Genomic DNA, 23,774 nt, shown 5'->3' on the forward strand with positions numbered 1-23,774 from the left:
TTGCCGCTGTGCACTGCGTGCTATCGCGGTTAGGCTGTGCATCACCTTGAGTTAGACGCTCACCTTTCCCACCGGTGAGCGTTGTTGTTTTATGGGCAGGATTTTATAGTGTCCTCCAACTCTTAAAGACCCCAAGCGGAGCAACAGAAGAATGACAACCTATGCCTTGGTCGGCGATGTCGGCGGCACAAATGCCCGTCTCGCCTTGTGTGAGGTGGAAAGCGGCAGCATCTCCCAGGCCAAAACATTCTCAACATCAGAATACGACAGCCTCGAAGCCGTCATCCGCCATTATCTTGATGAACAAAAGCAGGACATTAAAGATGGCTGTATTGCCATTGCCTGCCCCATTACCGATGACTGGGTTGAAATGACCAACCACGACTGGGCGTTCTCAACGCGCACGTTAAAAGAGAACATCGGTTTCGAACACCTTGAGATCATTAACGACTTTACCGCGGTATCGATGGCGATCCCGATGTTAAGCGCTGAAAACATGATTCAGTTTGGCGGCAAAGAACCGATCAAAGATAAGCCGATTGCGATTTATGGCGCAGGTACCGGTTTAGGTGTCAGCCATTTAGTCCACGTGGATAAACGTTGGGTTAGCCTGCCGGGCGAGGGCGGCCACGTCGATTTCGCGGCAAACAGTGAAGAAGAAGATCAAATTCTGGAAGTGCTGCGTGAAGAGTTGGGCCACGTTTCAGCCGAGCGCGTGCTCTCGGGCGCTGGCCTGGTGAACCTTTATCGCGCTATCGTGAAAGCGGATCATCGCGTACCGGAAAACCTGAAACCGAAAGATGTCAGCGAACGCGCCCTGGCCGACAGCTGCATTGATTGCCGTCGTGCATTGTCGCTGTTCTGCGTCATCATGGGCCGTTTTGGCGGTAACCTGGCATTGAACCTTGGCACTTTCGGTGGCGTGTATATCGCTGGTGGCATCGTGCCGCGCTTCCTGGAATTTTTCAAAGCGTCTGGCTTCCGCGCCGCGTTTGAAGACAAGGGTCGCTTCCGCGATTACGTGGCGGATATCCCCGTCTACATGATCACCCACGATCAGCCGGGCTTGTTAGGCGCAGGCGCGCATTTGCGTCAGACGCTGGGACGCGAGCTTTAACGTTTTGAAACGGCCTGTGGGCCGTTTTTTTTCGCTATAAACGCATCAGTTGGCGGAAGGTTTTCACCTTGCTGCGGCTCACCGGCACCTGAAATTCAAGATCGCGCAGTTTCAGCAGATAGGTATTGTTGAACCACGGCTCAATCTCACGAATCTTATTGAGATTCACACAGTAAGAGCGGTGGCAGCGGAAAAACTGTTGCTCGGGCAGGCGGGAACAAAATTCACTGATGTTCATCGACATCACATAGGCTTCGCGTCGGGTATAAACAAACGTCAATTTTTCATGCGCTTCGACGTAATAAATATCATTGACGTCAGTAACGATGATGCGCTCATCCTTTTGCAAATTTACGGTCTGCGAGACATGGGCGGCAGGCGTTTGCGTATGCTGCTGTTGCCAGGTCGCCTCCAGCTTGCTGAGCATAGTGACAATGCGTGATTCGTGATAGGGCTTAAGAATGTAGTCAAAAGCCTCAAGTTCGAACGCCTCCACAGCATGTTCTTTCCAGGCAGTAATAAAAACAATCAACGGTTTATGGGCGAACTGATTAATATTCTTCGCCAGCAACATGCCGTCCAGCGACGGGATATTGATGTCGAGAAAGATCACATCAACGCGATGTTGTTGCAGGTATTTCAGGACATCCAGTCCATCATCAAAACAGGCTTCAATGTGAATTTGGCTGTGTTGCTGAATCATCCAGCTTAACTCTTGCTGGGCTAAAAATTCATCTTCAACGATGATCGCTTTCACGCAAGGCTCCCCACCAGTAACTGGCCGTTTTTACTCAAGGTGAAAGAAATTTCTGTGCCGGGTTGGTGGCGCACAAGGGTTAATCCCTGACCGGATAGCAGCTTTACGCGGTGATGCACATTAAGCAGGCCAATCTTATTTCCAGGCATCTCATCACGTGCCACTCGCGCTATCACATCGTCACTGATTCCTTGTCCGGTATCGCGCACTGAAATACGCACCCGATCGCCTAAATCCCTGACGCTTAGCGTGACCACACCTTTGCCTTTACAGGGCTGAATACCGTGTACGATGGCATTTTCCACCAGCGGCTGAATCAGCAGGCTCGGCAGTGAAAAGTGCAAATCCTCATCAACGTCATAAATCATGGTGAGCTTGTCACCAAAGCGTGCCTGCTCTATCGCAATGTAATCTTTGACCTGCCACAACTCTTTTTTAATATCGATGATTTCATCGTCATTAAGCTCAAGGTTGTAGCGCAAATAGCGAGAAAGGTTGATCACCAACTGGCGCGCCGTATCGGGATTTAAGCGAATGGAAGAGGAGATTGCGTTCAGTGCGTTAAACAGAAAATGGGGATTTATTTTACTCTGCAAAGCACGCAGTTCCGCTTTATTGGCCATTTCACGTAGCTGTTCGGCGCGTGACACTTCTAATTGCGTAGAGATGATTTGCGACAGGCCAATCGCCATCTCTTTTAACGATCCCGTAATGCGGTGAGCGCGGCGATAGTAGATTTTCAGCGTGCCGGTGACTTTGCCCTTCTCCCACAGTGGGATCACAATCATCGAATGAATATCTTTGGTTCGATGCGCTTCATCGTTGTTTCTGATGATTATTTTTCCACTGGCAATGGCCTGTGCAGTGGTGGGGCTGATGTCATCGTCGCCGTGCTGATAGTTTTTTTCGCCATAACCGACATAGGCCAGAATCTGCTGTTTGTTGGTCATTGCCACCGCATCTGCTTTGATATCACGTCGAATAATATCGCAAACTTTACGCAATGATTCGCTGTTTACCTGACGAAACAGCGGCAAGGTTTTATTGGCGATATCCAGCGCCAGCTTGGCCTGCCGTGCGGCGATTGCCTCTTTTTCACCTTCGACGCTTTGCACCAGCAACACGATCAAGCCAATGCTGGAGGCACCTAAAATCATCGGTAGCGCGATTTCAGACACAATCGCTATACCAACAGAGGTGGGGCGCGCCCACAGCACGATCAAAAGCATCGTCAGGCTTTCGCACAGCATGCCGCCAAGAATACCGACGCGCCAGCGATGCTCTTTTAACACCCGACGATTAATGCCGCCAGCCACAACTCCGGCAATGATGCTGGTAATGAGGCAAGGCACCGAGGTCACGCCGTGGATATCGATCAGGAAACGATGCAAACCCGCGATAATACCGGTGGCGATGCCGACCCAAGGACCAAACAGAATGCCGCCGGCCATCACCGCTATCACGCGGACATTAAGCAGTGAACCGTCTACCTCAACGGCTGACCAGGTGCTGAACAGCGCAAACAGTGAAAAGATGCCGGTGACTGCCACTTTCTCCAGCGGCGTGTGTTCATCTTTTTGCAGCAATTGGCGAAAAAGGCGAGTGCGCGTCAGAAAAAACAGGCAGATCAACATCAACGCGGCACGATCAAACACCGCCAGCAACATCGTGAAGTGGGAAGACACAGGCGACCCTTGGTAGGAAAAGGTGATAGCCATGATAAAAAATGTGATCGCGATCCGCTAGCAGCGATCAACGTTAAGCGCGATGTTTCTTCGCCAGATCAATTTATCTGCTTAAAAATCACAAAAGAGGAAAGGTTGAGTGATAAAAAGGGGATCTGTTTTTCATGTGCGAGACGCTGGTTGTCAATCAACCGGTTTGCTATGTTGCCAGGACAAAGCGTGCCAGTAACCACTAACTCGCCGCGAACGGGAGCAGAGTAATGCACTTAACCACATCCAGATTAATTTTAAGTACGTTGAAGTCTGAAGATTGGCAGCTGTTTCGCGCCGTACATGAAGACCACACCACCATGACGTGGGTGAGTGAAATTCCTGATGAGGCCGACCTGCGCCAGCGTTTTCACGAGCGCCTCGCACCATGGCAAACCACCAGTTTTCACATGTTGTGTCTGGTCGCGCGGCGGCGCGATAACGGTGAAGCTATTGGCCTGTTTGGTTGTAGCCCGGAATGGGCGCCTTATCGTCAGGCGGAAGTGGGCTACATGCTGTTAAGCCGTCATTGCGGCCAGGGTTTTGGCAGTGAAGCGCTGGCGGCGCTGTGTGAGTTTTTGCTCAGAGCTGATTTTCACAAACTCAAGGCGATGGTGATTGAGGGCAACTGGCCGTCGCGGCGGATTCTGGAAAAAAACGGTTTTCAGCTTGAAGGTACACTGCGGGATAATTATCTGCTAAACGGTCGTTGGGTAAACGATTGGGTGCTGGGTCGGCTGAATCAGGAAAAATAAAATAATTTTCTGCGGCTCTCGACAAACTTGTTATCGCCACGTTATGTTCTTGTTCAGGTCACCGCAGTGACCAGCGTCGCTCGGACGGTCCGGGCGCTAACGTAATCCAGAGGACTCCATGGCTGATAACAGCACACCCCGTCGTTTCTCGCGTATCGAACGTTTACCTCCGTATGTTTTCAATATCACTGCCGAACTGAAGATGGCTGCGCGTCGACGCGGCGAAGATATTATCGACTTTTCGATGGGAAATCCTGACGGCCCAACGCCGCCCCATATCGTGGAAAAGCTGTGTCAGGTTGCCCAGCGAGACGACACGCATGGCTATTCAACGTCCAAAGGCATACCACGCCTGCGTCGCGCCATTTCGCGCTGGTACGCCGAGCGTTATGAGGTTGAAATCGATCCAGAATCGGAGGCCATTGTCACCATCGGTTCGAAGGAAGGTCTGGCGCATCTGATGCTGGCTACCCTCGATCACGGCGATACCGTGCTGGTGCCAAATCCCAGCTATCCGATTCATATCTATGGTGCGGTGATTGCGGGTGCGCAGGTGCGTTCTGTTCCACTGGTGGCGGGCGTTGATTTCTTCAACGAACTGGAACGCGCCATCCGTGAAAGCTATCCCAAACCCAAGATGATGGTGCTGGGCTTCCCGTCCAATCCCACCGCACAGTGCGTGGAACTCGATTTCTTCGAGCGCGTCATTGCGCTGGCTAAACAGTACAACGTGCTGGTGATTCACGATCTTGCCTACGCTGACATCGTCTATGACGGTTGGAAAGCGCCGTCGATTATGCAGGTGCCCGGCGCCCGCGACGTGGCGGTAGAGTTCTTTACCTTGTCAAAAAGTTACAATATGGCGGGCTGGCGAATCGGTTTCATGGTTGGCAACAAAGAGCTGGTTTCAGCGCTGGCGCGGATAAAAAGTTACCACGATTACGGTACCTTCACGCCGCTACAGGTTGCTGCCATTGCGGCGCTGGAAGGCGATCAGCAATGCGTGCGCGATATTGCCGAGCAGTATAAACGTCGACGTGATGTGCTGGTAAAAGGGCTGCACGAGGCGGGCTGGATGGTCGATAATCCAAAAGCTTCAATGTACGTTTGGGCCAAGATTCCCGATCACTATGCGCATCTGGGTTCGCTGGAGTTTGCTAAACATCTGCTGCAAGAAGCGAAAGTTTGCGTCTCGCCGGGCATCGGTTTTGGTGATTACGGCGATACCCATGTGCGATTTGCTCTGATTGAGAACAGCGATCGTATTCGGCAGGCGGTGCGGGGAATTAAAGCGATGTTTCGCGCCGATGGCATTCTGCCGGGCAGCGTAAAAAGTCTGGAAGAAGAGGCGTAAAAGCCAACTGGGGCGACAGCGATGTCGCCCCCTGCGGCGTTACAGCATCAGCACAAAAGTGCCAACCCACAGCAACACGAAAAACGAAATTCCCATCAAGGCATATTTCACAAAACAACTCCTCTGAGCGGTTACGATGATGGCGATCCCCGGCCAGCGCAACGCGAACAGATTGAGAACAAGGTCTCCGCTTACTACCACGAAACGCTTTTTCTCGGGTCGATCTGAGCAACTCAGAACAGGATCGGGCGCTAATTTACGCGGATTCAGTCGTAAATGAAATAGGGTGATACTGAGATATTACTCACAAAATTTAACGCACCTGAATTTCAGGGATCGCGGACATGCCTACCCGTAATTGCGCCAGATTTTGCTGCTCGCTATCCAGCACAATTTTCACTGGCAGGCGTTGAACGACTTTAGTGTAGTTACCTGTTGCGTTGTCGGGAGAGATGGCAGAAAAGGTGGCGCCGGTGGCTGGAGCAATGCTGTCAACGCGGCCTACAAAGGTTTTACCGGGTAGCGCATCCACTGTCACGTTAACGCGCTGACCTGGCCGGACATCCGCTAATTGCGTCTCAAGATAGTTGGCGGTGATGTAAGTTTGCTGCAGCGGGACGACCGCCAGCAGGCGAGTGCCGGCAGAAACGTAGGCACCCAAACGCACGGATCGTTGACCCACCATACCCGACACGGGCGCAGTGATGCGCGTGTAAGAGAGATTAAGTCGCGCCTGATCAACGCTGGCTTTAGCCGCTGCGACATCGGCTTCTGCCGAACCCACTGCTGCCTGTAACACGCCCACTTCTTTCATTGCTGAGGCTAATGCCGCCTGACTTTGGCGCACCGCCGCCTGTGCTGAGCGCTGGGTCGAACTGGCTTTTTGCTGATCATCAGCCGCCACAGTGCCGCTTTTATACAGGCGATTGTAGCGATCGGCACTTTGTCCGGCGTATTGCGCAGATGCCTGGCTGGCCGCAACGCTGGCTTTTTGCTGATCAATCACGGATTGCTGCTGTTCTAGCTGCGCCTGACTGCTGAGCAGTTTGGCCTGGCTCACTTGCAAATCTGCTGCGGCACTTTCCAGTGCCACGCGATAATCTCGATCGTCCAGCGTTGCCAACACGTCGCCCGCTTTTACCTGCTGGTTATCCTGCACATTTACACTGGCGATATAGCCGGACACTTTTGGCGCAACTAACGTGTAGTCGGCATTGACGTAAGCATCATTGGTGCGGTGATCGTTGTCGGTCATCGCAGACCAGACAAAAAAGGCCATGACCAGTAAAACCAGCAATAGCAGGCTCAGCAGCACAGTTTTTCTCATTACTAAAGCACGCATATTCAATTATCTCGACGTCGGTGATACGGGTTGAATCAAAGTTTGTGGTGGCCAGACGCGCTTCGGCACAATGGCTGTCAATAAAAGCAGGAAGGCGGCAAAGCCAATCAGCAGCAGCCAGGTATCGCTAAGACTCAATACCAGCGCCTGATGCTTTATTAATGTTGCAAAACCACTGAGGTTTTCGGTCGCGCTAACGCTGCCGTCAGGCAACAGCGGATGGCTACTGTTGGCCTGGCTACTCTCTGATGCGGTCATTAACCACGAACGGTTGGCCGCGTTGTTGATCAAAATATTGGAGTGAAACTGCTCACGGTGGCTGACAAACCAGCTCACTAACGTTGATGCCGCAATGCTGGAAAAACCACGCACGGTATTAAACATTGCTGAGGCAAAAGGCCCCTCCGGCGGTGCGACCACGCTGGTCGCGGTCATCAATATCGGCAAGATCACCATCGGCTGTCCGAAAGCTTGCAGGATTTGAATCAGCCAAAAGTTTTCTCGCGCCCAGTCGCTGGTGATCTGCATCCCTAAAAGAGAGGAAGTCACTAAACATCCCAGTCCCGCCGCCAGCATCCAGCGACAGTCAATCCAGCGAATATTGAGCAACGCCGCAATCAGTGGGGCGATGAGCAACTGCGGCAGGCCGATGGTTAACGCCAGCGGTGCAAACTGCACAGTACGGAAACCTTCAACCTGAGCAAAGTAAGCGGAAGGCAGGGCAGATCCTGAAAGCGAAACGATCAATACGCCTGCCAGCGCCAGTAATCCATGTGTCAGATTACGGCGTTGCAGCATCTGTAACTTAAACAGGGGCAGCGGATGAAACCATTCGTTAATCAGGAACACCACAAACAGCGGCAGCGCGGTCAGCAGCATGCCGGCAATTAACGGCGAATCGAGCCAGTCGAGGCGTTCGCCTTGAGTGAGCACCAGGATCAGCAGTGACATGGCGCTGCAACCGGTGAGCATGCCAAACAGATCAATCTGCTTAAAACGTTCAATACGCAGGGGATCCTGTGGCAATCCGTAGCCAATCAATACCATTGCGATAAGCATCGCGGGCACGACTTGCCAGAACACAAACATCCAGCTGACATCATCGGTCCAGAACGCTGCCAACGATGCGGCCATATTAGGGCCAAACGTCGCGGTTAAGGCATAAGCACCAAGACCATACAGTTTTAGCGGTGGCGGCAGAAAGCGCAACGCAACGGTCATCAGCATCGGCGGCAGCGCACCGCCAAATAAACCCTGTAATACGCGTAAACCGATAAACATTGCCGGGGTTGGCATCAATGGCAGCAGAATGCCGGTCAGCATAAAACCCGCCGCCACCGTTAATGTGAAGCGGCGTAGCGAGAAGGTAACGGCAAACCAAGGCGCGATCATCATCGCCGCCACTTCGGCGGCCTGATAAGCAGAAATTATCCAGCTACTTTGATCGTAGCTGATGCCGATAGCCGCACGAATATCAGCTAAAGCGATATCGGTAACGCGATCGTTTAATCCCGTGGTCAGTGCAGCAATTAATACGCCGATCAAACCCAGCGCAAGGCGCAGAGTAAAAGGATGGAGCGCCGGCGCGGGGGCTGGCTTGACGGTCATAGCAGGTGATCTCTTGTTTTTATGATGCAGTGTATTGCGATGTGATACAGGTCGTAATCTTACATCCCGATATGCTGTATTGCAATGTGGTACAGGCTGTAAAAAGTGTTTTTTTCGCGTTACAGTAGGGCAGCTCAAACAGGACGACGCTATGGCTCAACTTCCATCCAGCCGCGAGGATGAAAAAACCGGTGGTATTCAGGTTATCGCTCGCGCAGCAAAAATCTTAAACGCCCTGGGAGAACACCCAGGCGGCATGAGCTTGGGAGAAATCGCGCAGGCGGTTGATTTACCCCGCTCAACGGTACAACGCATTGTTGCGGCGCTCGACAGTGCGCAATTGGTACGCAGTACCGGCGCAGGGGGTTTGCGACTTGGCCCGGCGCTGCTCAAACTTATTTCAAGCGTGCACACCGATGTGGTGGATTTAGCGAAGCCGCTGCTGGAAAAATTGTGCGCCGACATCAACGAAACCGTTTCACTGGCGCGCGCCAGCGGCACACAATTGGCTATCGTGCATTATGTGGTGGCAACGCGTGAACTGCGCGTAGTGCCGCGTATAGGGTTGAATCTTCCGCTTTACAGTACGTCTGGTGGTCGGGCATTGCTGGCGTTAGAAAGCGATGAAGATGTGCGGGTTATGGTGGGTGAAGCTTACCGTGAACTCACTGAAATGACGGTGAAAACCCTGCCTCAATTGCTTGAACGAATCGCGGAAGTACGTGAAACCGGCATCTCTTACGATCGGGGGGAAACGCTGGAAGGCATCTCCACCATGGCGGTGGCGCTAGATACGCTGTTTGGCCGTTTCTCTGTCTCTTTACTGGTACCGACTGCACGATTTCTTAAGCACGAAGCTCGCTATCGTGAAGAAATACTCAAGTGCAAAGACGCGCTGGTGCGCGAAATTGGCAAAATCGCCGCTGTAGAAGGATAACCCTTTGATGAAAACCTTGTTAATGGCCATTGATAATTCGCCGGTCTCTGAAAAAGTTATTTCGTTGGCCACTGATGAAGCGCTGGCGCATAACGCGCAGGTTGTGGTGCTGTGCTGCATTGACCCATCTTATTCCTCTTGCAACCAACCGATTGAGATTGATGCAGGTGAAGATCCCGCTGATTTCCTTGCCGCGCAAGATGAGCAAAACAGTGCCGAGATGGTGGTGCGCCGTGCATTGGCATTACTGTTACGTGCTGGCGTAAATGCGCGCGGAATGATCCTGGCGGGCGAAGCGGCTGATACCATCATTGCCCAGTCGGAACAGCTTCAAACCAGCATGATTATTATGGGTCGTCGCCATCTTTCATCCTTTAATCGCTTACTGAAAGGATCGGTGAGTGCTTCTGTGATTGAACGAGCCCATTGCCCGGTTTTAATTGACGTTCGTAAGGACTAACTTTTCCGCATGACCTCTCTGTTCATCATTACGCTGGTGGCTTTTGCGCTGCTGGCGTTGATTATCATCGTGCTGATAAAAACGACGCGACTGCGAGCCTGGCAAGGCGTGCTTATTTTTGTTTTTCCGCTGCTCCTGGCGAATTTACTCTGGTTCAGTTGGGTACAACCCAAGCAGCAGCAAGCGCAGCAGCGCGAAAAAGCGGTGCTGCTGCTGTCACAAACGCCCGGTTATCGCGTTTTACAACAGCAGGAACCTGCGCTGTGGCAATTGCTGGTACAGGAGTTCCTGCACAAAACCCGTGCGGGTGAATCACCGCAGCAGGCGATTGGCGAACTGCGTGGTTGGCTGGCGGACGTCATTAATCAGCGTTTGATGCGCGCATCAGATAAAGCCGTCGTCAATTATATCGGTGTTTCAGTGCAAGAGATGCAGGCGCTGAACCAGCGCGATCCTCAGCTCTGCTTTCGCTATCTTTATCCGCAAGTTAGCGGCGGTGTGAATGTTGAGAAAACCCTTTCTGCCGAGTTGAATAAACTGGACGCGCAGGCGATGGAACAGCTGTTGCTGGCCAGCACTGGCGCGGAACAGCCAATGGATAAAGTCACAGCCCAGCGGGATCTGCAAAATATCGTGGCACATCTCTATAAAAAATGGGGAGATAAGCTGCAGCAATTGAACATGCCAGCCGATACCGCTGTAGATCGTTCATCAATGTGCGTGATGTCGATCGATCTTTATAGCGCGATTCTCGCATTACCTGACAAGCAAGCGGCCAATTTGCTTCGTAGAATGATTGCACTTTCCGGCTAGCAGGCAAAAAAAAGCCCGCTCAGCGCGGGCTAGAAAGGTCAAGATGAGTTTTTCTTCTGGATTTTACCTGGTGTGGTACAGACTTCGTTTTGTCTGAATGCATCTTGTCACGCCGTTGATGATAGATATAGCCGTTTAATCTTATTGATTTAATCGGTGAAATCTCGTGATATTGAAAGAATTCGCGCATTAATCCTATGGATGCGTCTGCTGTAGCGGCTTACACTGCGCGGCAATGTGAGGACATGAAAAAATGAATAAATTATTAACGGGCGCACTGGCGCTTATTCTGTTGAGCGGTTGTACTGCCAACAAACCGGGAGCATTTGAACGCATTGATGAAGATACCCGTTCAAATACAGTGCAATATCGTTTTGATCCAGAGAAAGTTAATAAAGACGCGCTGGACATTGATCTGGCGGAATATTGCAATAAGAAAGGATTTGATAAAGTTGAATCTTTACCGGCGCAGGATAGCCATATTCCAGGTCTGAAGAAGGCTTGGTATCAATGTAATTATGCGGTGAAGAGTTAATAAAAAAGGGCGGGATACATTGTCCCGCCCTGATCTTATTTTTATTTTATGCTGTGTGAAATCTTTGCCCGTTAGCGGCGATGATACCCGCCATGGTTATTGCCATGATAACCGCCGTGATGCCCTCCATGATAACCTCCGCCTCCATGATATCCGCCGCCGTGTCGCGGTCCAATGATACAGCCGCTAAGTAAAGTAATTAGCGCAAACACCGAAGCGACTTTAATAATATTTTTCATGGAAAGTTCTCCTCTTTTCCGATGACTACGACATTACGCCGGAAAAATGGAGTGAAGATGCACAAAATGTAGAGTTATTTAGAGAGATATTTCGGAGTATTACAAAGTGCGGTTTTTTGCAGCAAGAAAATATAATCCAATCAGAATTCACTGAATAGAAAATACTATCGGCGAGAATAGTCCTAAAATCAAGAGAAAATAATTCTCATTCCGGGCGAAATTGCCGCTACATTATTATCAGGTTATCTGATTGGGAGAGAGCAATGCCACATACAGTTAAAACAGCGTTAGCTTTACAAGCTGAATTAGGCGAATGCCCGTTGTGGTCAGTCAAGGAGCAGGTTTTATGGTGCGTTGACATTCTGGCACCCGCTATCCACTGCTTTGATCCACGCAGTGGTGAAGTGAAGACCTTTCCGCAGGTTGAAGAAGTGGGATGCATTGGCTTACGGGAAGAGGGCGGCTTGATTGCAGCGCTTCGTAGCGGTGTGTGGTTACTGGATGCGCAAGGCAAGCCACAGCGCAAAGTGGCAGACAATCCGGGCATTGCGGCGAAAAGCCGTTTCAACGACGGACGCGTCGATCCCTGGGGCAACTTTTGGTGTGGCAGTCTTTGGGAACCACAAGACAAAAACGGTGGCCTGCTGTGCCGAGTCAATTCAGCGTTGGAACTGGAAGTAAAAGCGCGTGACATAAAAATCTCAAACGGCCTGGCTTTTTCCGCCGATCGCCGCTGGATGTATCACAGCGATACGCCGAACGAGGTGTTATATCGCTATCCGTTGAATGAGAGCGGCGAACCGGGCGAACGCGAACTCTTCCGCCGTTTTGATGCAAAAGGCGGTTTGCCCGATGGCGCCGCGGTCGACAGTGAAGGCTTTTACTGGTCTGCGCAATTTGATGGCGGGCGCGTAGTGCGTATCGATCCCAACAGCGCAGAGATTGTTGATGAAATCGCCCTGCCAGTGAAATGGCCCACCATGGTGGCGTTCGGAGGCGCGGATTTGAAGACGCTCTATATCACCAGTTCACGTGAAGATCGTACCGAGGAAGAGCTGGCACGCTACCCGCAATCAGGCGACATTTTTTCGGTGGAGCTTGATATTGCAGGTCTTGCTGAGCCGCTGTTTCGCGGCTAAAACGAAAAAGGGCTGCAACGCATGCAGCCCTTTTTTCAGCACTATTGTGCCGCAGGGTATGTGCGGATCAGTTGCGCTGTAACAGCTGCTTGCCGGGGGCATCACGCTGCGGTAGACGAACGGTCAATGACAAAAACAGTGAGATCACTAATAACGTCATAATCAAGCTGAAGGTGACAGTGAATCCACCGAACAGCGAAGCCACCAGCGATCCCATCACGCTACCAATACCAAAGCCGAGATAAATTAATCCATAGTTTTTGGTCAAATTATTCAGGCCGAAGAAATCACTGACCAATGACGGAAACACGGTAATCGTGCCGCCGAAACTAAAGGCGACACAGGCGACTGATAAGAAGAAGGTGGTTTCATTCATCTGGGTGAAGAGCAATACGCTCATACCGGTCAGTGACACAATCTGCGCCAGTGAAATGACGCGAATACGCGCCATCTTATCTGACAACACGCCGAGGATTAAACGGCCGCTGAGGTTAGCAATCGCAATCACCGTTACCGCGTTTGCAGCAGTTTGCGTTGTCAAATGCACCAAGCCTTCACCAATATCTTTCGCCACCCCGATAACGTACAAACCGCTCATGCAGGCAGTCAGGAACATCAACGCCAACATCCAGTACTGCGGTAAGCGTACCGATTGCGCCAGCGTGTAATCACGTGTTCGTTCGCGAATGGCATTCGCTGCGCTTTGTTGTGGTGCTTCACGCATCATCAAGGCACCGATGATAATCATCGACATCGCCAGCAGACCCCAAATAATGAAGGTTTGCTCCAGACCAAAGCGTGTGAGCAGCGCGCCACAGATGAATTTGAAACCCAGGCTTCCCAAACCATATGCACCAATCGCACAGGCTGAAATCATGCCTTTCCGCTCAGGAAACCACTTAACGCAGTTCGATAATGTCATCAGATAACCCGCGCCATCCGCCAGACCCACTAAAATGCCGGCGCTGAGATAGAGCATCATTAGGTTGTCCGCATGGGCTGTCAGCCAAAAGCCCAGCGCCATTAAAATGCCCGCGCCAATCGTCACGTTACGTACGCCAAACAGTTCCTGCAATTTACCCGCCAATGACGACGCGACAGCCAGACCCAGGCTGAGCAGTCCAAACGAGAACGCCACCTGACTGACTGAGGCATCCAGTTTTTGTGATAACTGCCCGTTGAATAAACTCCAGGTGTAAACCGAACCCAGTGCAAACTGCGTAATCACGGTGCCGATCAGGGTAAGCCAGCGCGTACGCTGGTAAGACGCTTGTTGAGTCTGATTCATGACTTATCTCTCCCGCCTGGGAATCTGGAAACTGCATTCAGGTTACTTCAGGCTTTCGCGCGCAGGAGAAACAACGGAATGAACGCAACGGTAAACGGAATGAAATGCCACTAAGCGGGTATGAACGGTTTGACCGCTAAATGTAACCGAAGCGGCAAAGTAATAAGTAACGGTAATTAGCCGTAAGATAATGTTTCAATCAGCGCGTTGTGAAAGCAGGTTTGTAGTTTTTTTGCCAGGCTAAGGGTTCACTTATCAGGAGGAAATATGAAAGACCGTACATATGAATCCGTTACCAGCGAGAATGAAGTGTGCTGCATTATCGGTCAGGCTGTGATTGAACTGAGCGTAGAACAACAGCCGGTAACAAAGTCGACTCTGGCGTTGAAGCTGCTGTCGATGGCCGATCGTGATAGTGACGATGAGCGTGTGTTGCTTTACTGGATTGCGCGTAAAGCCATCAATCAACCACAGAAACTTAATATAAACCAACAACAATGGGCCTGACACTCAACAGAATGCGGGCCGAAACCCGCAATCCAGTCAAGCAATAGCGCGGCGACGGATCGTCGGCCAGCGGGCAAACATCACTAAATTGCCCAGCAAGATCATGACAAGGCCAAGGATGGCGCTTGCGTGCCAAACATACCCTTCATAGCGGGTTGATAATGCCAATGCGACCAGCGGGAACAGCAGCGTGCAATAGGCGGCCTGACTCGATCCAATACGGCCTACCAACGTAAAATACGCAGCAAAGCCAATCACCGAGCCAAATATTGCCAGATAACTTAATGCCCCCAACCATTGCACGTTCCAGGTGGGTTGCAGCGATTCACCTTGCACCAGCGATAACGCCGCCATCACTAACGCGCCATAGAGCATGCCGTAACTGTTGGTGGTCAACACATCGCGTTTCACGCGCTGATGGCGATTACTGATCATATTGCCAAACGAAAAGCCCAGCGTACCGAGTGCGCTTAATCCAATGCCCCACAGCAACTCGGCTGAAGCTTGGGTGTCACGCAGGTCATGCCAAAACAGGGCGACGATACCGCCAATACCCAGCAAGGCGGCGGGGAAGAGGCGTGCTGAAGGTCGTTGACGAAAGAAGATCCAACTGTTGAGAGCGTTATACAGCACCGCCATCGAAAAGATCACCGACTCCAGTCCACTGCTGATCCACGCGGCTGCATGATAAAAACAGACAAAGTTGAAGCCGAAAACACAGCAGCCTTGTAACAGGCAAAACAGGTGATCGCGCAGCGTTAAGCTCTGCAGGCGTTTGAACAGACGCAGCGCCACCAACATCACCCCAGCAGCCAGTAGAAATCGCCAGAACACCGCCACGGTGACAGCACTGCCGCCCGCAGCCTGTTGTGCGTAAATGGCAATCCAGGTGGTGCCCCAAATAATGACGACGGAAAGGTATAAAAACAGGTTCATTGCGATTCTCCACACCAGAATGGGCGCAGTGTATGCCGCCTCTGGCAGGCTGGCTTGCACCGGGCTGCGCTGAACTTGCAAATTCTTGCGCATTTTTCGCAGTCGTCCCGATGAGACCTGTTTTCTGTCCGCCTTCCGCCGTAAACTCACCGCATGTGTTTAAGGGACCGATGCGACGATGAGCACCTACCAGACGTTTGATATTCTGCAACGCGCCAATGCGCAGTTACGCGATACGGTGCATTTAAATAGCGGTGTTCAGCTGGCGGCGTGGTTTAACCGTGGCGTGCGGGTGACCAACCTCAGCGATCATCACACGCTCAGTCTCTACGTTGCCGACGGTTATGACACATGGCATAAAACGCCGCACGGCTGGCGTAACGGAGGCGGTCCCGATCGCTTTTGTTTAATGCCCGCAGGAACCGAATCCACCTGGGATGTGCGAGCAAACTTGTCGTTTGTACACCTTTACTGTACCGAAACGCAGATGCGCCAGCTGGCGGAACAGACGTGGGATCGCAGTCCTGCGCGGCTCACGCTCGATCAAAAAGTGTTCGCCGATGACGATCGTATCACCCAACTCTATCGCCATTTTTTGCTGAGCTGCGACTGGCAACAGCCCGCTAACCAGCTCATGCTGAGCAGTGCCTCAACGCTGCTTCTGACACATCTGTTGCAGCAGTACAGTGACGTTCAATGGCAATTACCGCAGGTGCGTGGCGGGCTGGCGCCAGCGGTACAGCGTCGGGTGATGGAGTTTATTGACGCGAATCTCGAGCAACCTTTAACGCTCACGGAGCTGGCGCAGGAAGCAGCCTTAAGTGAGTTTCACTTTGCCCGCATGTTCCGTCACGCCGTTGGCGAGGCACCTCATCAATTTATTATGCGTCGCCGCATGCAGCGCGCACAGCAATTGTTGGCACAGCCGCAGCTTTCACTTACTGATATTGCATTACGCTGTGGGTTCTACTCTTCCAGTCACTTCAGTAATCGCTTCCGCCAGGTTCACGGTGTTTCACCCTCTGTTTATCGCCAAGGGATGGGCTGAAGCTGATAAGAAATATCGGTGCACTTCAGGCGTTCTGCGCCGTGTCTATCGGGCTCATATCTCTCACTGCGGGAAGAGATATGAGCGAGCCACACCGTCAACCTTTCTGATTTCCCCGGCGACTATCAATAAGCCTAACTTAAGAAAAAATAAAAACTATTGCTTCTTAGGTCACACGCTATCTTCCGTTTACCCGGTAACGGACGAGATCTCATTTTTAATAAAAAACTAAAAAATCAGCTCCCTCATGAGATTTGAGTTTTTTGTGCAATTTTTAGCCCTAAGTCAAATTGATCATTTGCTGCACACCCTTATTCCATGGGCCTTGCAGAGGTGTCGTAAGAAATTTCTTATAAATCAGAAAGATGATCTTTTTTTGCCACATGCATTATTTGAAATATTATGTTACATAATTTTACTTCCAATCACATAACCAACGTTTCTAAACTCCGTCCATAGGGGTTTATCCGAATTTTTCCTTTTCAGATAAATACCAAAAAAACACAGTGTCAGCATGCTGGTGAATGGAATGTGCTTGCTTTTGACGCCTGATTTTTGATTCACGTCGGATGACGTGAACAGGGGGGTTGTGCTGGGATGGTAAGCCGTTCTTATTAATTTCTCACTGGTATTGACCGTTTCTATTACTCCATAGAACAGGATCAGCCATGTCTAATTCCTATCAATCCGAGATCCCAAAGGCTCGCGTTAATATCCAACTGAGTGTGCATACCGGCGGTGCACAGAAGAAAGTCGAATTACCTCTCAAACTGATGGTGATGGGCGATTACAGCAACGGTGCCGAGCAACGTCCGGCGTCTGAGCGTGAAAAAGTCGACGTCAATAAAAACAACTTCGACAGCGTGCTCGCCGAATTCTCCCCCTCCGTCAATCTTTCTGTAGAAAACACCCTGGCCGGTGACGGCAGTGAGGAAAACGTCAGCCTCTCCTTCGCTCAGATGAAAGACTTCGAGCCGGAGCAGGTAGCCCGTCAAATCCCGCAGCTCAAGGCGATGCTTGCCATGCGTAATCTGCTGCGCGACCTGAAGGCTAACTTGCTGGACAACGCGACCTTCCGCAAAGAGCTGGAAAAAATCCTGCTTGACCCAACGCTTAGCGCAGAACTGCGCAATGAGCTGTCTGCCCTGGCACCAAAACAAGCCTGACGGTCGTGATGTTTAACGGATTAACGAAGAGAAGATGCTGATGTTTGTGAAAAATGAAAATGCTGCCGGCGGGGAAAGTATCGTGCCGGATCGCCTGGAAGCAGGTGGTGTGTATGCCACCCTGTTTGAAAAAATCAACCTGAACCCGGTGTCAGAGCTGAGTGCGCTTGATATCTGGCAGGACAACCAGGCAATGTCGGATGCGACGGCCGATGAGCGTCTGACCGCCGGCATGCAGGTGTTTCTGGAGTGCCTGAGCAAAGCGGGTTCAAAAGTTGAAAAGCTGGACAAAACCCTGATTGACCACCATATCGCCGAGCTGGATTTTCAGATTAGCCGCCAGTTGGATGCAGTCATGCATCATCAGGAATTTCAAAAGGTTGAGTCTTTGTGGCGCGGGGTGAAGTCCCTGGTCGACAAAACTGACTTCCGTCAGAACGTCAAAATCGAACTGCTGGACGTGTCGAAAGATGACCTCCGTCAGGATTTTGAAGACGCGCCGGAGATTATTCAGAGCGGATTATACCAGCACACATATACCGCAGAATACGATTCTCCGGGCGGAGAGCCGATTGCCGCGCTGATTTCTGCCTACGAGTTTGATGCCTCTGCACAGGACATAGCGCTGCTGCGTAATATCTCCAAAGTGTCCGCTGCCGCCCATATGCCGTTCATCGGTTCTGCGGGTCCGAAATTTTTCCTTAAGGACAAAATGGAAGAGGTCGCGGCTATCAAGGACATTGGTAACTACTTCGACCGCGCCGAATACATCAAGTGGAAATCCTTCCGCGAGACGGACGATTCCCGCTACATCGGTCTGGTGATGCCGCGCGTGCTGGGCCGCCTGCCGTACGGCCCGGACACTGTGCCGGTGCGCAGCTTCAACTACGTCGAAGAGGTGAAAGGCCCAGACCACGACAAATACCTGTGGACCAACGCCTCCTTTGCCTTTGCAGCCAATATGGTGAAAAGCTTCATCAGCAACGGCTGGTGCGTGCAGATTCGCGGCCCGCAGGCCGGCGGTGCGGTGCAGGACCTGCCGATCCACCTGTATGACCTGGGCACCGGCAATCAGGTGAAGATCCCGTCTGAAGTGATGATCCCGGAAACCCGCGAATTTGAATTCGCCAACCTCGGCTTTATCCCGCTGTCGTACTACAAAAACCGCGACTACGCCTGCTTCTTCTCGGCTAACTCCGCGCAAAAGCCGACGCTGTATGACACGGCGGATGCGACGGCTAACAGCCGTATTAATTCCCGTTTGCCGTACATCTTCCTGCTGTCGCGTATTGCGCACTACCTGAAGCTTATTCAGCGTGAAAATATCGGCACGACGAAAGACCGTCGTCTGCTGGAGCTGGAACTAAACACCTGGGTACGCACGCTGGTGACTGAAATGACCGATCCGGGCGATTCACTTCAGGCGTCACACCCGCTGCGCGATGCGAAAGTGACCGTGGAGGATATTGACGATAATCCGGGCTTCTTCCGCGTGAAACTGTATGCGATCCCGCACTTCCAGGTTGAAGGCATGGACGTCAACCTGTCGCTGGTTTCCCAGATGCCGAAGGCTAAGGCATAGACAGAAAACGATGAAAATTTATCGTCCACTGTGGGAAGACGGGGCCTTTTTGGCCCCACAACAGTTTCAGCAGCAGGCGCTGTGGGATGCGCATGTGACCGACACGGTCGCACGTATGGGGCTGGCTCACCCCTGGGGCGTGGTGGCCGCTTCGTTTGATGATGCCGGACTGGCCTTGTCCCGCCTCAATGCCACCCATCTGGTGGTGCGATTTGCGGATGGCACGCTGGTGGATACCGACCTGTCGGACAATCTGCCGCCGGTCTGTGATCTGTCCGCCGCACAGGCGCAGGATACCGTAGAAGTGCTACTGGCGCTGCCGTTGCTGAGTGCCAACGGCGGCAATCTTGATGACGGGAGAGACAGTGAACGCCCCCGCAGGTGGAAAGCCGAGCGGGTGCCGGTGCAGGAACTGGCCGGAAACGAACGCGGCGAACTGGCCATCCTTCGCCATGCGATGACACTAAGGTTGTCTACACAGGAAAATGCCGCCTGGCTGACCTGTCCGGTAACACGCCTCGTGCGCAATGCTCAGGGGCAATGGAGTCGGGATCTGACCTTCATTCCTCCGTTGCTTTCTCTTTCCGCGAGCCCGCTGTTGATAGCGGAACTGGGTGACATTTATAAACGCCTTCAGGCACGACGCCAGCGCCTGATGGCTATGCGGCGTGAAAGCAACGAACGGATGGCCGACTTTGCCGTTGCGGATGTTTCTCTGTTCTGGTTGCTGAATGCCCTGAACAGCGCTGAGCCGGTACTGGCAGAACTGCTACAAAATCCCACCCGTCACCCCGAACTGCTGTATCGCGAACTGGCCCGTCTGGTGGGCAGTCTGCTGACGTTCTCACTGGAGCATGACGCCGCCGATATTCCGGTTTACCGGCATGAAGCGCCGGAGCAGGTATTCCCGCCGTTGCTGACGCTGCTCGATAACCTGCTCGAGGCGAGCCTGCCATCGCGGGTAATCAGCATTCATCTCGAGCGAGACGAGCAGATCTGGAAAGGATTACTGCACGATGCGCGTTTGCGTGAAGGGGCGGACTTCTACCTTTCCGTGCGTGCTTCCATGCCGAACCATGATCTGCAGGTGAAATTCCCGCAGCTATGTAAGGCCGGCAGTTTTGATGATGTTTCCGAGGTGGTGAACGTGGCCCTGAGCGGCATGGTGATTAAACCGCTCAGCCATGTTCCTGCGGCCATCCCGCTGCGCCTGGAGAACCAGTATTTTGCGCTGGATCTGAGTACAACTGCCGCCCGAGCCATGCTGGAGGCCGGCAGTTGTACCTTCTACACCCCGCAATCGCTGGGGGATGTGAAACTGGAACTTTATGCGGTGCTGCGTACATGAAACCCTCCGATTTGAGCCAGATAGAACGCATTTTTTACCCCGGCTGGCTGATGGCGAGCCAGTTGCGCGGTGGGCAGGAAGTCCGGGACGGTGAACGGCTCTACCGGCAGGCCCGCCGCCTGGTGGAAGAGGCCCGTACCGCGCTGGCCGATGCGGGGTACAGCGAAACCCAACGGGATCACATGGTGTATGCCCTGTGTGCCCTGCTGGATGAAAGCGTACTCAACCGGGGCACGTCTGATGATGGTTATCTGACCTGGCACCGCGATCCGCTGCAGGCGTACTTCTTTAGCACGCTTAACGCCGGTGAGGAGTTATGGGAAAGGATCCGCATGCTTCTCAAAGAAACTGCGCCCGATACGGCGGTGCTGACCTGCCTGTACCGTACGGTGCAACTGGGCTTTGTAGGGCAGTACCGTGCACAGGATGACGAACGCCGTGAGGATGTGGTGCGCAGGTTGGGTAAGCGGGTGCCACCGTTTCAGCTTGCCCAGGATGCGCCGGTTATCGTCAGGGCATCGCGCCTGCGCAGCGGTCGCCGGTGGTACTGGCTGTCCTGGTTTGCCGGCACCGTGGTGCTGGTCGCGCTCTGGTTTTTCCTCTCCTCATCTCTTACCGAGATGGTGAACCAGATAATCAGGCCGGGGTAAGCGATGCGTGATATTTACCGGGCTCTGCTGCCAGCACTGGCGGGTCTTTTTGCCCTGTGGCTGATACTGGGGTTCTGGCCACTCTCTGTGAGTAGCCAGGTGGCGCTTTGCCTGCTGGTTGTCCTGGTCTGTGGCGTCGTGCTGTGGCGGGAGTGGCGAGTATCGCAACGCCGTCACGGAACGGTTAATCACGTGACCGAGGACAGTCTGCCGCCGGAGGACTTCCAGGGGGCGGTCATCCTCGCCTGCGGGGACTCTGCGGCGCTGTTCGGGTCCGAAACCCAACACCGTGAAACCCGCCAGGGGTGGTACCTGCGGGTCAATGATGCAGAACAACTCCCTTTGCTGGTGCAACACCTGAGCCTCGTGCGACCGGCGCTGGTGTCACAGATTTCCGTACTGCTGGCGACGTTGCCTGAACACCATCACAGCCCGGATGATTTTACCCAGTGTCTTCGGGGCTGGCAGCGTGCTGTGGTGCAGTGTCGCCCGTGGCTGGGCGGTTTGCCGCCTGTATGGTCCGTGACCTGGGTTTCACCGCCAGGGGCTTGTGTGCAGGAAGTGCCGGTCTGGTTTACCACGGTCAGTCACCGTGCTGGTATGCAGGTCCATCAGCCCGGGCAGGGAAACCGGCAGCTTGCTGACTGGCTCAATGAAATCGAGCCCTCCGGGCGCTTTAGTCGCCTGAGTCAGGCGCTGTGGCTTAACAGCCTGCTGGGCTGGCAGGGGGGTCAGATAGATAGTTTGCTGACAGCCCGGCAGGGAGAACTGCCCGCACTGAAGATTTGTGCACAGGGTTTTTGCATGGTGCCGGTCAGCGGGCAGGCTAATAGCCTCTGGCAACAGCATATTGCCAGCATAACGGCATTGCCGCCGGAGCGGGTTGATTCTGCAGACCCGCTTCCTCTGCCAGAGCTGCTGCTTCCGGGTCTGCCGCGTCGCAGGGGTATCAGTCGACGGATGGCGTTCTGGCGTCATGTGGGCCTGCTCGCAGGCGTTTTCCTCGCGCTGGTGATGCTGGCGTCTTTTATCAATAACCAGCGTCTTATCCGCAGCGTGGGCGACCATCTTGCACTCTACTATCGCCTCAGTGGCGAGCCTCCGGCACCAAAATCGCAGGCTCAACAGCGCCTGCAGGCTGACGGTCGCCTGCTGGATGACTGGCAGCGTCGGGGAGAACCGCTGCGTTATCGCATGGGCCTGTACCAGGGATTGCGCCTTGTGGCACCTGTTGAGGCGGCGGTCAGTGACTGGGCTCCGCCAGTCCCCCCGGCACCCGTTATCCAGAAAATCGTACAGGGACCGAAAACGGTTCGCCTCGACAACCTGTCGCTTTTTGACTCCGGCAAAGCGGATCTGAAGGCGGGGTCCACCAAACTGCTGGTGAACTCCCTGGTGGGTATCAAGGCCAGGCCGGGCTGGTTGATTGTTGTCAGCGGACATACCGACAACACCGGCAATCCCCCCCTCAATCAGACACTCTCGCAGAAACGCGCCGAAGCGGTGCGTAACTGGATGCGCGATACCGGCGACGTGCCCGAAAGCTGTTTTGCGGTGCAGGGCTACGGCGAAAGCCGGCCTGTTGCAACCAATGATACCCCGGAAGGCCGTGCGCTTAACCGCCGTGTCGAAATCAGTCTGGTACCGCAGGCAGATGCCTGTCAGATACCCGATACAACACCAGCGTCAGCGGATGAACGTGACGTTTTAACTCAATAAATGGAGAAGTAAACCATGGCAATTCCTGTTTATCTTTGGCTCAAAGACGATGGCGGTGCGGACATTAAAGGGTCTGTAGACGTTAAGGACCGCGAAGGCAGCATCGAAGTGGTGGCACAGGAACACACTCTGTACATCCCGACCGATAACAACACCGGCAAGCTGACCGGAACCCGCATTCATACCCCGTTCCTGTTCACCAAAGAAATCGACTCGTCCAGCCCGTATTTGTACAAAGCGGTAACGACAGGCCAGACGCTGAAATCTGCTGAGTTCAAGTGGTACAAAATCAACGACGCAGGCCAGGAAGTAGAGTACTTCAACACCAAACTTGAGAACGTGAAACTGGTGAAAGTCGCGCCGAAAATGCACGACATCAAAGACCCGGGCTACGAGAAGCATAACCACCTCGAAGCGATCGAACTGCGTTACGAGAAGATCACCTGGACCTACAAAGACGGCAACATCATTCATTCCGACTCGTGGAACGAACGCGCCACCGCCTAAGTTACTCGTCATATTTCGTGCGGTAACGGCGTTGGCTGCGTTCGCTTACCCCGGTCACTTACCGCTGTAAGCTCCCGGGGATTTGCGCACTTGCCGCCTTGTTAGCGCACGAACTATTTAGAGTAACCCCTTAGACGGGCAGTCCGTTCTGCCCGCCTTTTTCTTTGCTGAGCGCCTGCGTGACGGACGTTGAGCAAAGAAACCCACAAACTGCCAGCCTGACCGCATGCGCTTTGGTCCCCCTGCACGGGA

Annotated in this window: 24 protein-coding genes; 16 read left to right on the top strand and 8 right to left on the bottom strand. The window is 53.0% G+C overall.

Annotation, left to right across the window (positions count from 1 at the left end; translation table 11 throughout):
- Positions 1-151: 151 nt before the first annotated feature.
- Positions 152-1,117, top strand: coding sequence for a glucokinase (gene glk, locus MUG06_RS01010; RefSeq protein WP_215845987.1), 966 nt, complete (start codon positions 152-154; stop codon positions 1,115-1,117).
- Positions 1,118-1,151: 34 nt separating this feature from the next.
- On the opposite strand, the gene MUG06_RS01015 is transcribed toward glk, so the two are convergent.
- Complete coding sequence (locus tag MUG06_RS01015; protein ID WP_215845988.1) at positions 1,152-1,874, bottom strand: LytTR family DNA-binding domain-containing protein; 723 nt, start codon at positions 1,872-1,874, stop codon at positions 1,152-1,154.
- On the bottom strand, positions 1,871-3,541 hold the full coding sequence (locus MUG06_RS01020; protein ID WP_279233939.1) for a sensor histidine kinase: 1,671 nt from the start codon (positions 3,539-3,541) through the stop codon (positions 1,871-1,873). Before MUG06_RS01020 ends, MUG06_RS01015 begins: the two co-directional genes overlap by 4 nt.
- Positions 3,542-3,819: 278 nt before the next feature.
- Here MUG06_RS01020 and MUG06_RS01025 point away from each other — a divergent pair, with 278 nt between their 5' ends.
- On the top strand, positions 3,820-4,344 hold the full coding sequence (locus MUG06_RS01025; protein ID WP_215845990.1) for a GNAT family protein: 525 nt from the start codon (positions 3,820-3,822) through the stop codon (positions 4,342-4,344).
- A 118-nt stretch (positions 4,345-4,462) separates the two neighbouring features.
- Positions 4,463-5,698 carry an alanine transaminase gene (gene alaC / locus MUG06_RS01030; RefSeq protein ID WP_215845992.1) on the top strand — a complete coding sequence of 412 codons (1,236 nt, stop codon included), beginning with the start codon at positions 4,463-4,465 and terminating at the stop codon, positions 5,696-5,698.
- 39 nt (positions 5,699-5,737) lie between these two features.
- Here the strand turns inward: alaC and ypdK are convergent, their stop codons facing one another.
- The 3 genes from ypdK to MUG06_RS01045 form a co-directional block, all read right to left on the bottom strand.
- On the bottom strand, positions 5,738-5,809 hold the full coding sequence (ypdK, locus tag MUG06_RS01035) for a membrane protein YpdK (protein WP_006120362.1): 72 nt from the start codon (positions 5,807-5,809) through the stop codon (positions 5,738-5,740).
- Between the two features lie 202 nt (positions 5,810-6,011).
- Complete coding sequence (locus tag MUG06_RS01040) at positions 6,012-7,040, bottom strand: HlyD family secretion protein (RefSeq protein WP_243077464.1); 1,029 nt, start codon at positions 7,038-7,040, stop codon at positions 6,012-6,014.
- Positions 7,041-7,046: 6 nt separating this feature from the next.
- Entirely contained in the window at positions 7,047-8,648 is a 1,602-nt protein-coding gene (locus tag MUG06_RS01045) for an MFS transporter (RefSeq protein ID WP_243077465.1), read from the bottom strand.
- A gap of 151 nt (positions 8,649-8,799) precedes the next feature.
- Here MUG06_RS01045 and MUG06_RS01050 point away from each other — a divergent pair, with 151 nt between their 5' ends.
- The 4 genes from MUG06_RS01050 to MUG06_RS01065 all read left to right on the top strand — a co-directional run bounded on the left by MUG06_RS01050 (position 8,800) and on the right by MUG06_RS01065 (position 11,393).
- A complete protein-coding gene (locus tag MUG06_RS01050; RefSeq protein WP_243077466.1) occupies positions 8,800-9,585 on the top strand; it encodes an IclR family transcriptional regulator in 786 nt (261 codons plus the stop codon).
- Between the two features lie 7 nt (positions 9,586-9,592).
- The gene (locus tag MUG06_RS01055; RefSeq protein ID WP_215845998.1) at positions 9,593-10,045 is read left to right on the top strand and encodes a universal stress protein; all 453 of its coding nucleotides are present in this window, start codon (positions 9,593-9,595) and stop codon (positions 10,043-10,045) included.
- A gap of 9 nt (positions 10,046-10,054) precedes the next feature.
- Positions 10,055-10,858, top strand: a complete 804-nt coding sequence (locus tag MUG06_RS01060; protein WP_243077467.1) for a hypothetical protein — start codon at positions 10,055-10,057, stop codon at positions 10,856-10,858.
- A 253-nt stretch (positions 10,859-11,111) separates the two neighbouring features.
- Complete coding sequence (locus tag MUG06_RS01065) at positions 11,112-11,393, top strand: hypothetical protein (protein WP_215846001.1); 282 nt, start codon at positions 11,112-11,114, stop codon at positions 11,391-11,393.
- 71 nt (positions 11,394-11,464) lie between these two features.
- Here MUG06_RS01065 and MUG06_RS01070 read toward each other — a convergent pair whose 3' ends face one another.
- Complete coding sequence (locus MUG06_RS01070) at positions 11,465-11,632, bottom strand: hypothetical protein (RefSeq protein ID WP_215846003.1); 168 nt, start codon at positions 11,630-11,632, stop codon at positions 11,465-11,467.
- Positions 11,633-11,895: 263 nt separating this feature from the next.
- Here MUG06_RS01070 and MUG06_RS01075 point away from each other — a divergent pair, with 263 nt between their 5' ends.
- Positions 11,896-12,771 carry an SMP-30/gluconolactonase/LRE family protein gene (locus tag MUG06_RS01075; RefSeq protein ID WP_243077468.1) on the top strand — a complete coding sequence of 292 codons (876 nt, stop codon included), beginning with the start codon at positions 11,896-11,898 and terminating at the stop codon, positions 12,769-12,771.
- A 67-nt stretch (positions 12,772-12,838) separates the two neighbouring features.
- Here MUG06_RS01075 and MUG06_RS01080 read toward each other — a convergent pair whose 3' ends face one another.
- Positions 12,839-14,059, bottom strand: a complete 1,221-nt coding sequence (locus MUG06_RS01080) for an MFS transporter (RefSeq protein ID WP_215846008.1) — start codon at positions 14,057-14,059, stop codon at positions 12,839-12,841.
- A gap of 267 nt (positions 14,060-14,326) precedes the next feature.
- Between MUG06_RS01080 and MUG06_RS01085 the strand changes: the two genes are divergently transcribed.
- Positions 14,327-14,566, top strand: a complete 240-nt coding sequence (locus tag MUG06_RS01085) for a hypothetical protein (RefSeq protein WP_215846009.1) — start codon at positions 14,327-14,329, stop codon at positions 14,564-14,566.
- A gap of 36 nt (positions 14,567-14,602) precedes the next feature.
- Here the strand turns inward: MUG06_RS01085 and MUG06_RS01090 are convergent, their stop codons facing one another.
- The gene (locus tag MUG06_RS01090; protein ID WP_215848233.1) at positions 14,603-15,502 is read right to left on the bottom strand and encodes a DMT family transporter; all 900 of its coding nucleotides are present in this window, start codon (positions 15,500-15,502) and stop codon (positions 14,603-14,605) included.
- A 178-nt stretch (positions 15,503-15,680) separates the two neighbouring features.
- On the opposite strand from MUG06_RS01090, the gene MUG06_RS01095 reads away from it, so the two are divergent.
- The 7 genes from MUG06_RS01095 (at position 15,681) to hcp (ending at position 23,522) form a co-directional block, all read left to right on the top strand.
- On the top strand, positions 15,681-16,550 hold the full coding sequence (locus MUG06_RS01095) for an AraC family transcriptional regulator (RefSeq protein WP_243077469.1): 870 nt from the start codon (positions 15,681-15,683) through the stop codon (positions 16,548-16,550).
- A gap of 668 nt (positions 16,551-17,218) precedes the next feature.
- Positions 17,219-17,716, top strand: coding sequence for a type VI secretion system contractile sheath small subunit (gene tssB / locus MUG06_RS01100; RefSeq protein WP_243077470.1), 498 nt, complete (start codon positions 17,219-17,221; stop codon positions 17,714-17,716).
- A 34-nt stretch (positions 17,717-17,750) separates the two neighbouring features.
- On the top strand, positions 17,751-19,298 hold the full coding sequence (gene tssC / locus MUG06_RS01105; RefSeq protein WP_243077471.1) for a type VI secretion system contractile sheath large subunit: 1,548 nt from the start codon (positions 17,751-17,753) through the stop codon (positions 19,296-19,298).
- A 10-nt stretch (positions 19,299-19,308) separates the two neighbouring features.
- Positions 19,309-20,646, top strand: coding sequence for a type VI secretion system baseplate subunit TssK (gene tssK, locus MUG06_RS01110; protein WP_243077472.1), 1,338 nt, complete (start codon positions 19,309-19,311; stop codon positions 20,644-20,646).
- Entirely contained in the window at positions 20,643-21,296 is a 654-nt protein-coding gene (gene tssL, locus MUG06_RS01115) for a type VI secretion system protein TssL, short form (RefSeq protein ID WP_243077473.1), read from the top strand. Before tssK ends, tssL begins: the two co-directional genes overlap by 4 nt.
- Before the next feature lie 3 nt (positions 21,297-21,299).
- Complete coding sequence (locus MUG06_RS01120) at positions 21,300-23,015, top strand: OmpA family protein (RefSeq protein ID WP_243077474.1); 1,716 nt, start codon at positions 21,300-21,302, stop codon at positions 23,013-23,015.
- A 15-nt stretch (positions 23,016-23,030) separates the two neighbouring features.
- Positions 23,031-23,522 carry a type VI secretion system effector Hcp gene (gene hcp, locus MUG06_RS01125; RefSeq protein WP_215846017.1) on the top strand — a complete coding sequence of 164 codons (492 nt, stop codon included), beginning with the start codon at positions 23,031-23,033 and terminating at the stop codon, positions 23,520-23,522.
- The last annotated feature ends 252 nt before the right edge of the window (positions 23,523-23,774 follow it).

It is taken from the genome of Pantoea sp. MQR6, assembly GCF_022761075.1.
Classification (GTDB): domain Bacteria; phylum Pseudomonadota; class Gammaproteobacteria; order Enterobacterales; family Enterobacteriaceae; genus Pantoea; species Pantoea phytostimulans.

Excerpts from the sequence above, each read along its gene's own strand:
- tssB (WP_243077470.1), top strand. The coding sequence starts at position 17,219 with ATGTCTAATTCCTATCAATCCGAGATCCCAAAGGCTCGCGTTAATATC.
- MUG06_RS01040 (WP_243077464.1), bottom strand. The coding sequence starts at position 7,040 with ATGCGTGCTTTAGTAATGAGAAAAACTGTGCTGCTGAGCCTGCTATTG.
- MUG06_RS01060 (WP_243077467.1), top strand. The coding sequence starts at position 10,055 with ATGACCTCTCTGTTCATCATTACGCTGGTGGCTTTTGCGCTGCTGGCG.
- alaC (WP_215845992.1), top strand. The coding sequence starts at position 4,463 with ATGGCTGATAACAGCACACCCCGTCGTTTCTCGCGTATCGAACGTTTA.
- MUG06_RS01020 (WP_279233939.1), bottom strand. The coding sequence starts at position 3,541 with ATGTTGCTGGCGGTGTTTGATCGTGCCGCGTTGATGTTGATCTGCCTG.
- MUG06_RS01070 (WP_215846003.1), bottom strand. The coding sequence starts at position 11,632 with ATGAAAAATATTATTAAAGTCGCTTCGGTGTTTGCGCTAATTACTTTA.
- glk (WP_215845987.1), top strand. The coding sequence starts at position 152 with ATGACAACCTATGCCTTGGTCGGCGATGTCGGCGGCACAAATGCCCGT.
- MUG06_RS01085 (WP_215846009.1), top strand. The coding sequence starts at position 14,327 with ATGAAAGACCGTACATATGAATCCGTTACCAGCGAGAATGAAGTGTGC.
- tssK (WP_243077472.1), top strand. The coding sequence starts at position 19,309 with ATGAAAATTTATCGTCCACTGTGGGAAGACGGGGCCTTTTTGGCCCCA.
- MUG06_RS01075 (WP_243077468.1), top strand. The coding sequence starts at position 11,896 with ATGCCACATACAGTTAAAACAGCGTTAGCTTTACAAGCTGAATTAGGC.
- MUG06_RS01045 (WP_243077465.1), bottom strand. The coding sequence starts at position 8,648 with ATGACCGTCAAGCCAGCCCCCGCGCCGGCGCTCCATCCTTTTACTCTG.
- hcp (WP_215846017.1), top strand. The coding sequence starts at position 23,031 with ATGGCAATTCCTGTTTATCTTTGGCTCAAAGACGATGGCGGTGCGGAC.
- MUG06_RS01055 (WP_215845998.1), top strand. The coding sequence starts at position 9,593 with ATGAAAACCTTGTTAATGGCCATTGATAATTCGCCGGTCTCTGAAAAA.
- MUG06_RS01025 (WP_215845990.1), top strand. The coding sequence starts at position 3,820 with ATGCACTTAACCACATCCAGATTAATTTTAAGTACGTTGAAGTCTGAA.
- MUG06_RS01080 (WP_215846008.1), bottom strand. The coding sequence starts at position 14,059 with ATGAATCAGACTCAACAAGCGTCTTACCAGCGTACGCGCTGGCTTACC.
- MUG06_RS01120 (WP_243077474.1), top strand. The coding sequence starts at position 21,300 with ATGCGTGATATTTACCGGGCTCTGCTGCCAGCACTGGCGGGTCTTTTT.
- MUG06_RS01090 (WP_215848233.1), bottom strand. The coding sequence starts at position 15,502 with ATGAACCTGTTTTTATACCTTTCCGTCGTCATTATTTGGGGCACCACC.
- MUG06_RS01050 (WP_243077466.1), top strand. The coding sequence starts at position 8,800 with ATGGCTCAACTTCCATCCAGCCGCGAGGATGAAAAAACCGGTGGTATT.
- MUG06_RS01065 (WP_215846001.1), top strand. The coding sequence starts at position 11,112 with ATGAATAAATTATTAACGGGCGCACTGGCGCTTATTCTGTTGAGCGGT.
- tssL (WP_243077473.1), top strand. The coding sequence starts at position 20,643 with ATGAAACCCTCCGATTTGAGCCAGATAGAACGCATTTTTTACCCCGGC.
- tssC (WP_243077471.1), top strand. The coding sequence starts at position 17,751 with ATGCTGATGTTTGTGAAAAATGAAAATGCTGCCGGCGGGGAAAGTATC.
- MUG06_RS01095 (WP_243077469.1), top strand. The coding sequence starts at position 15,681 with ATGAGCACCTACCAGACGTTTGATATTCTGCAACGCGCCAATGCGCAG.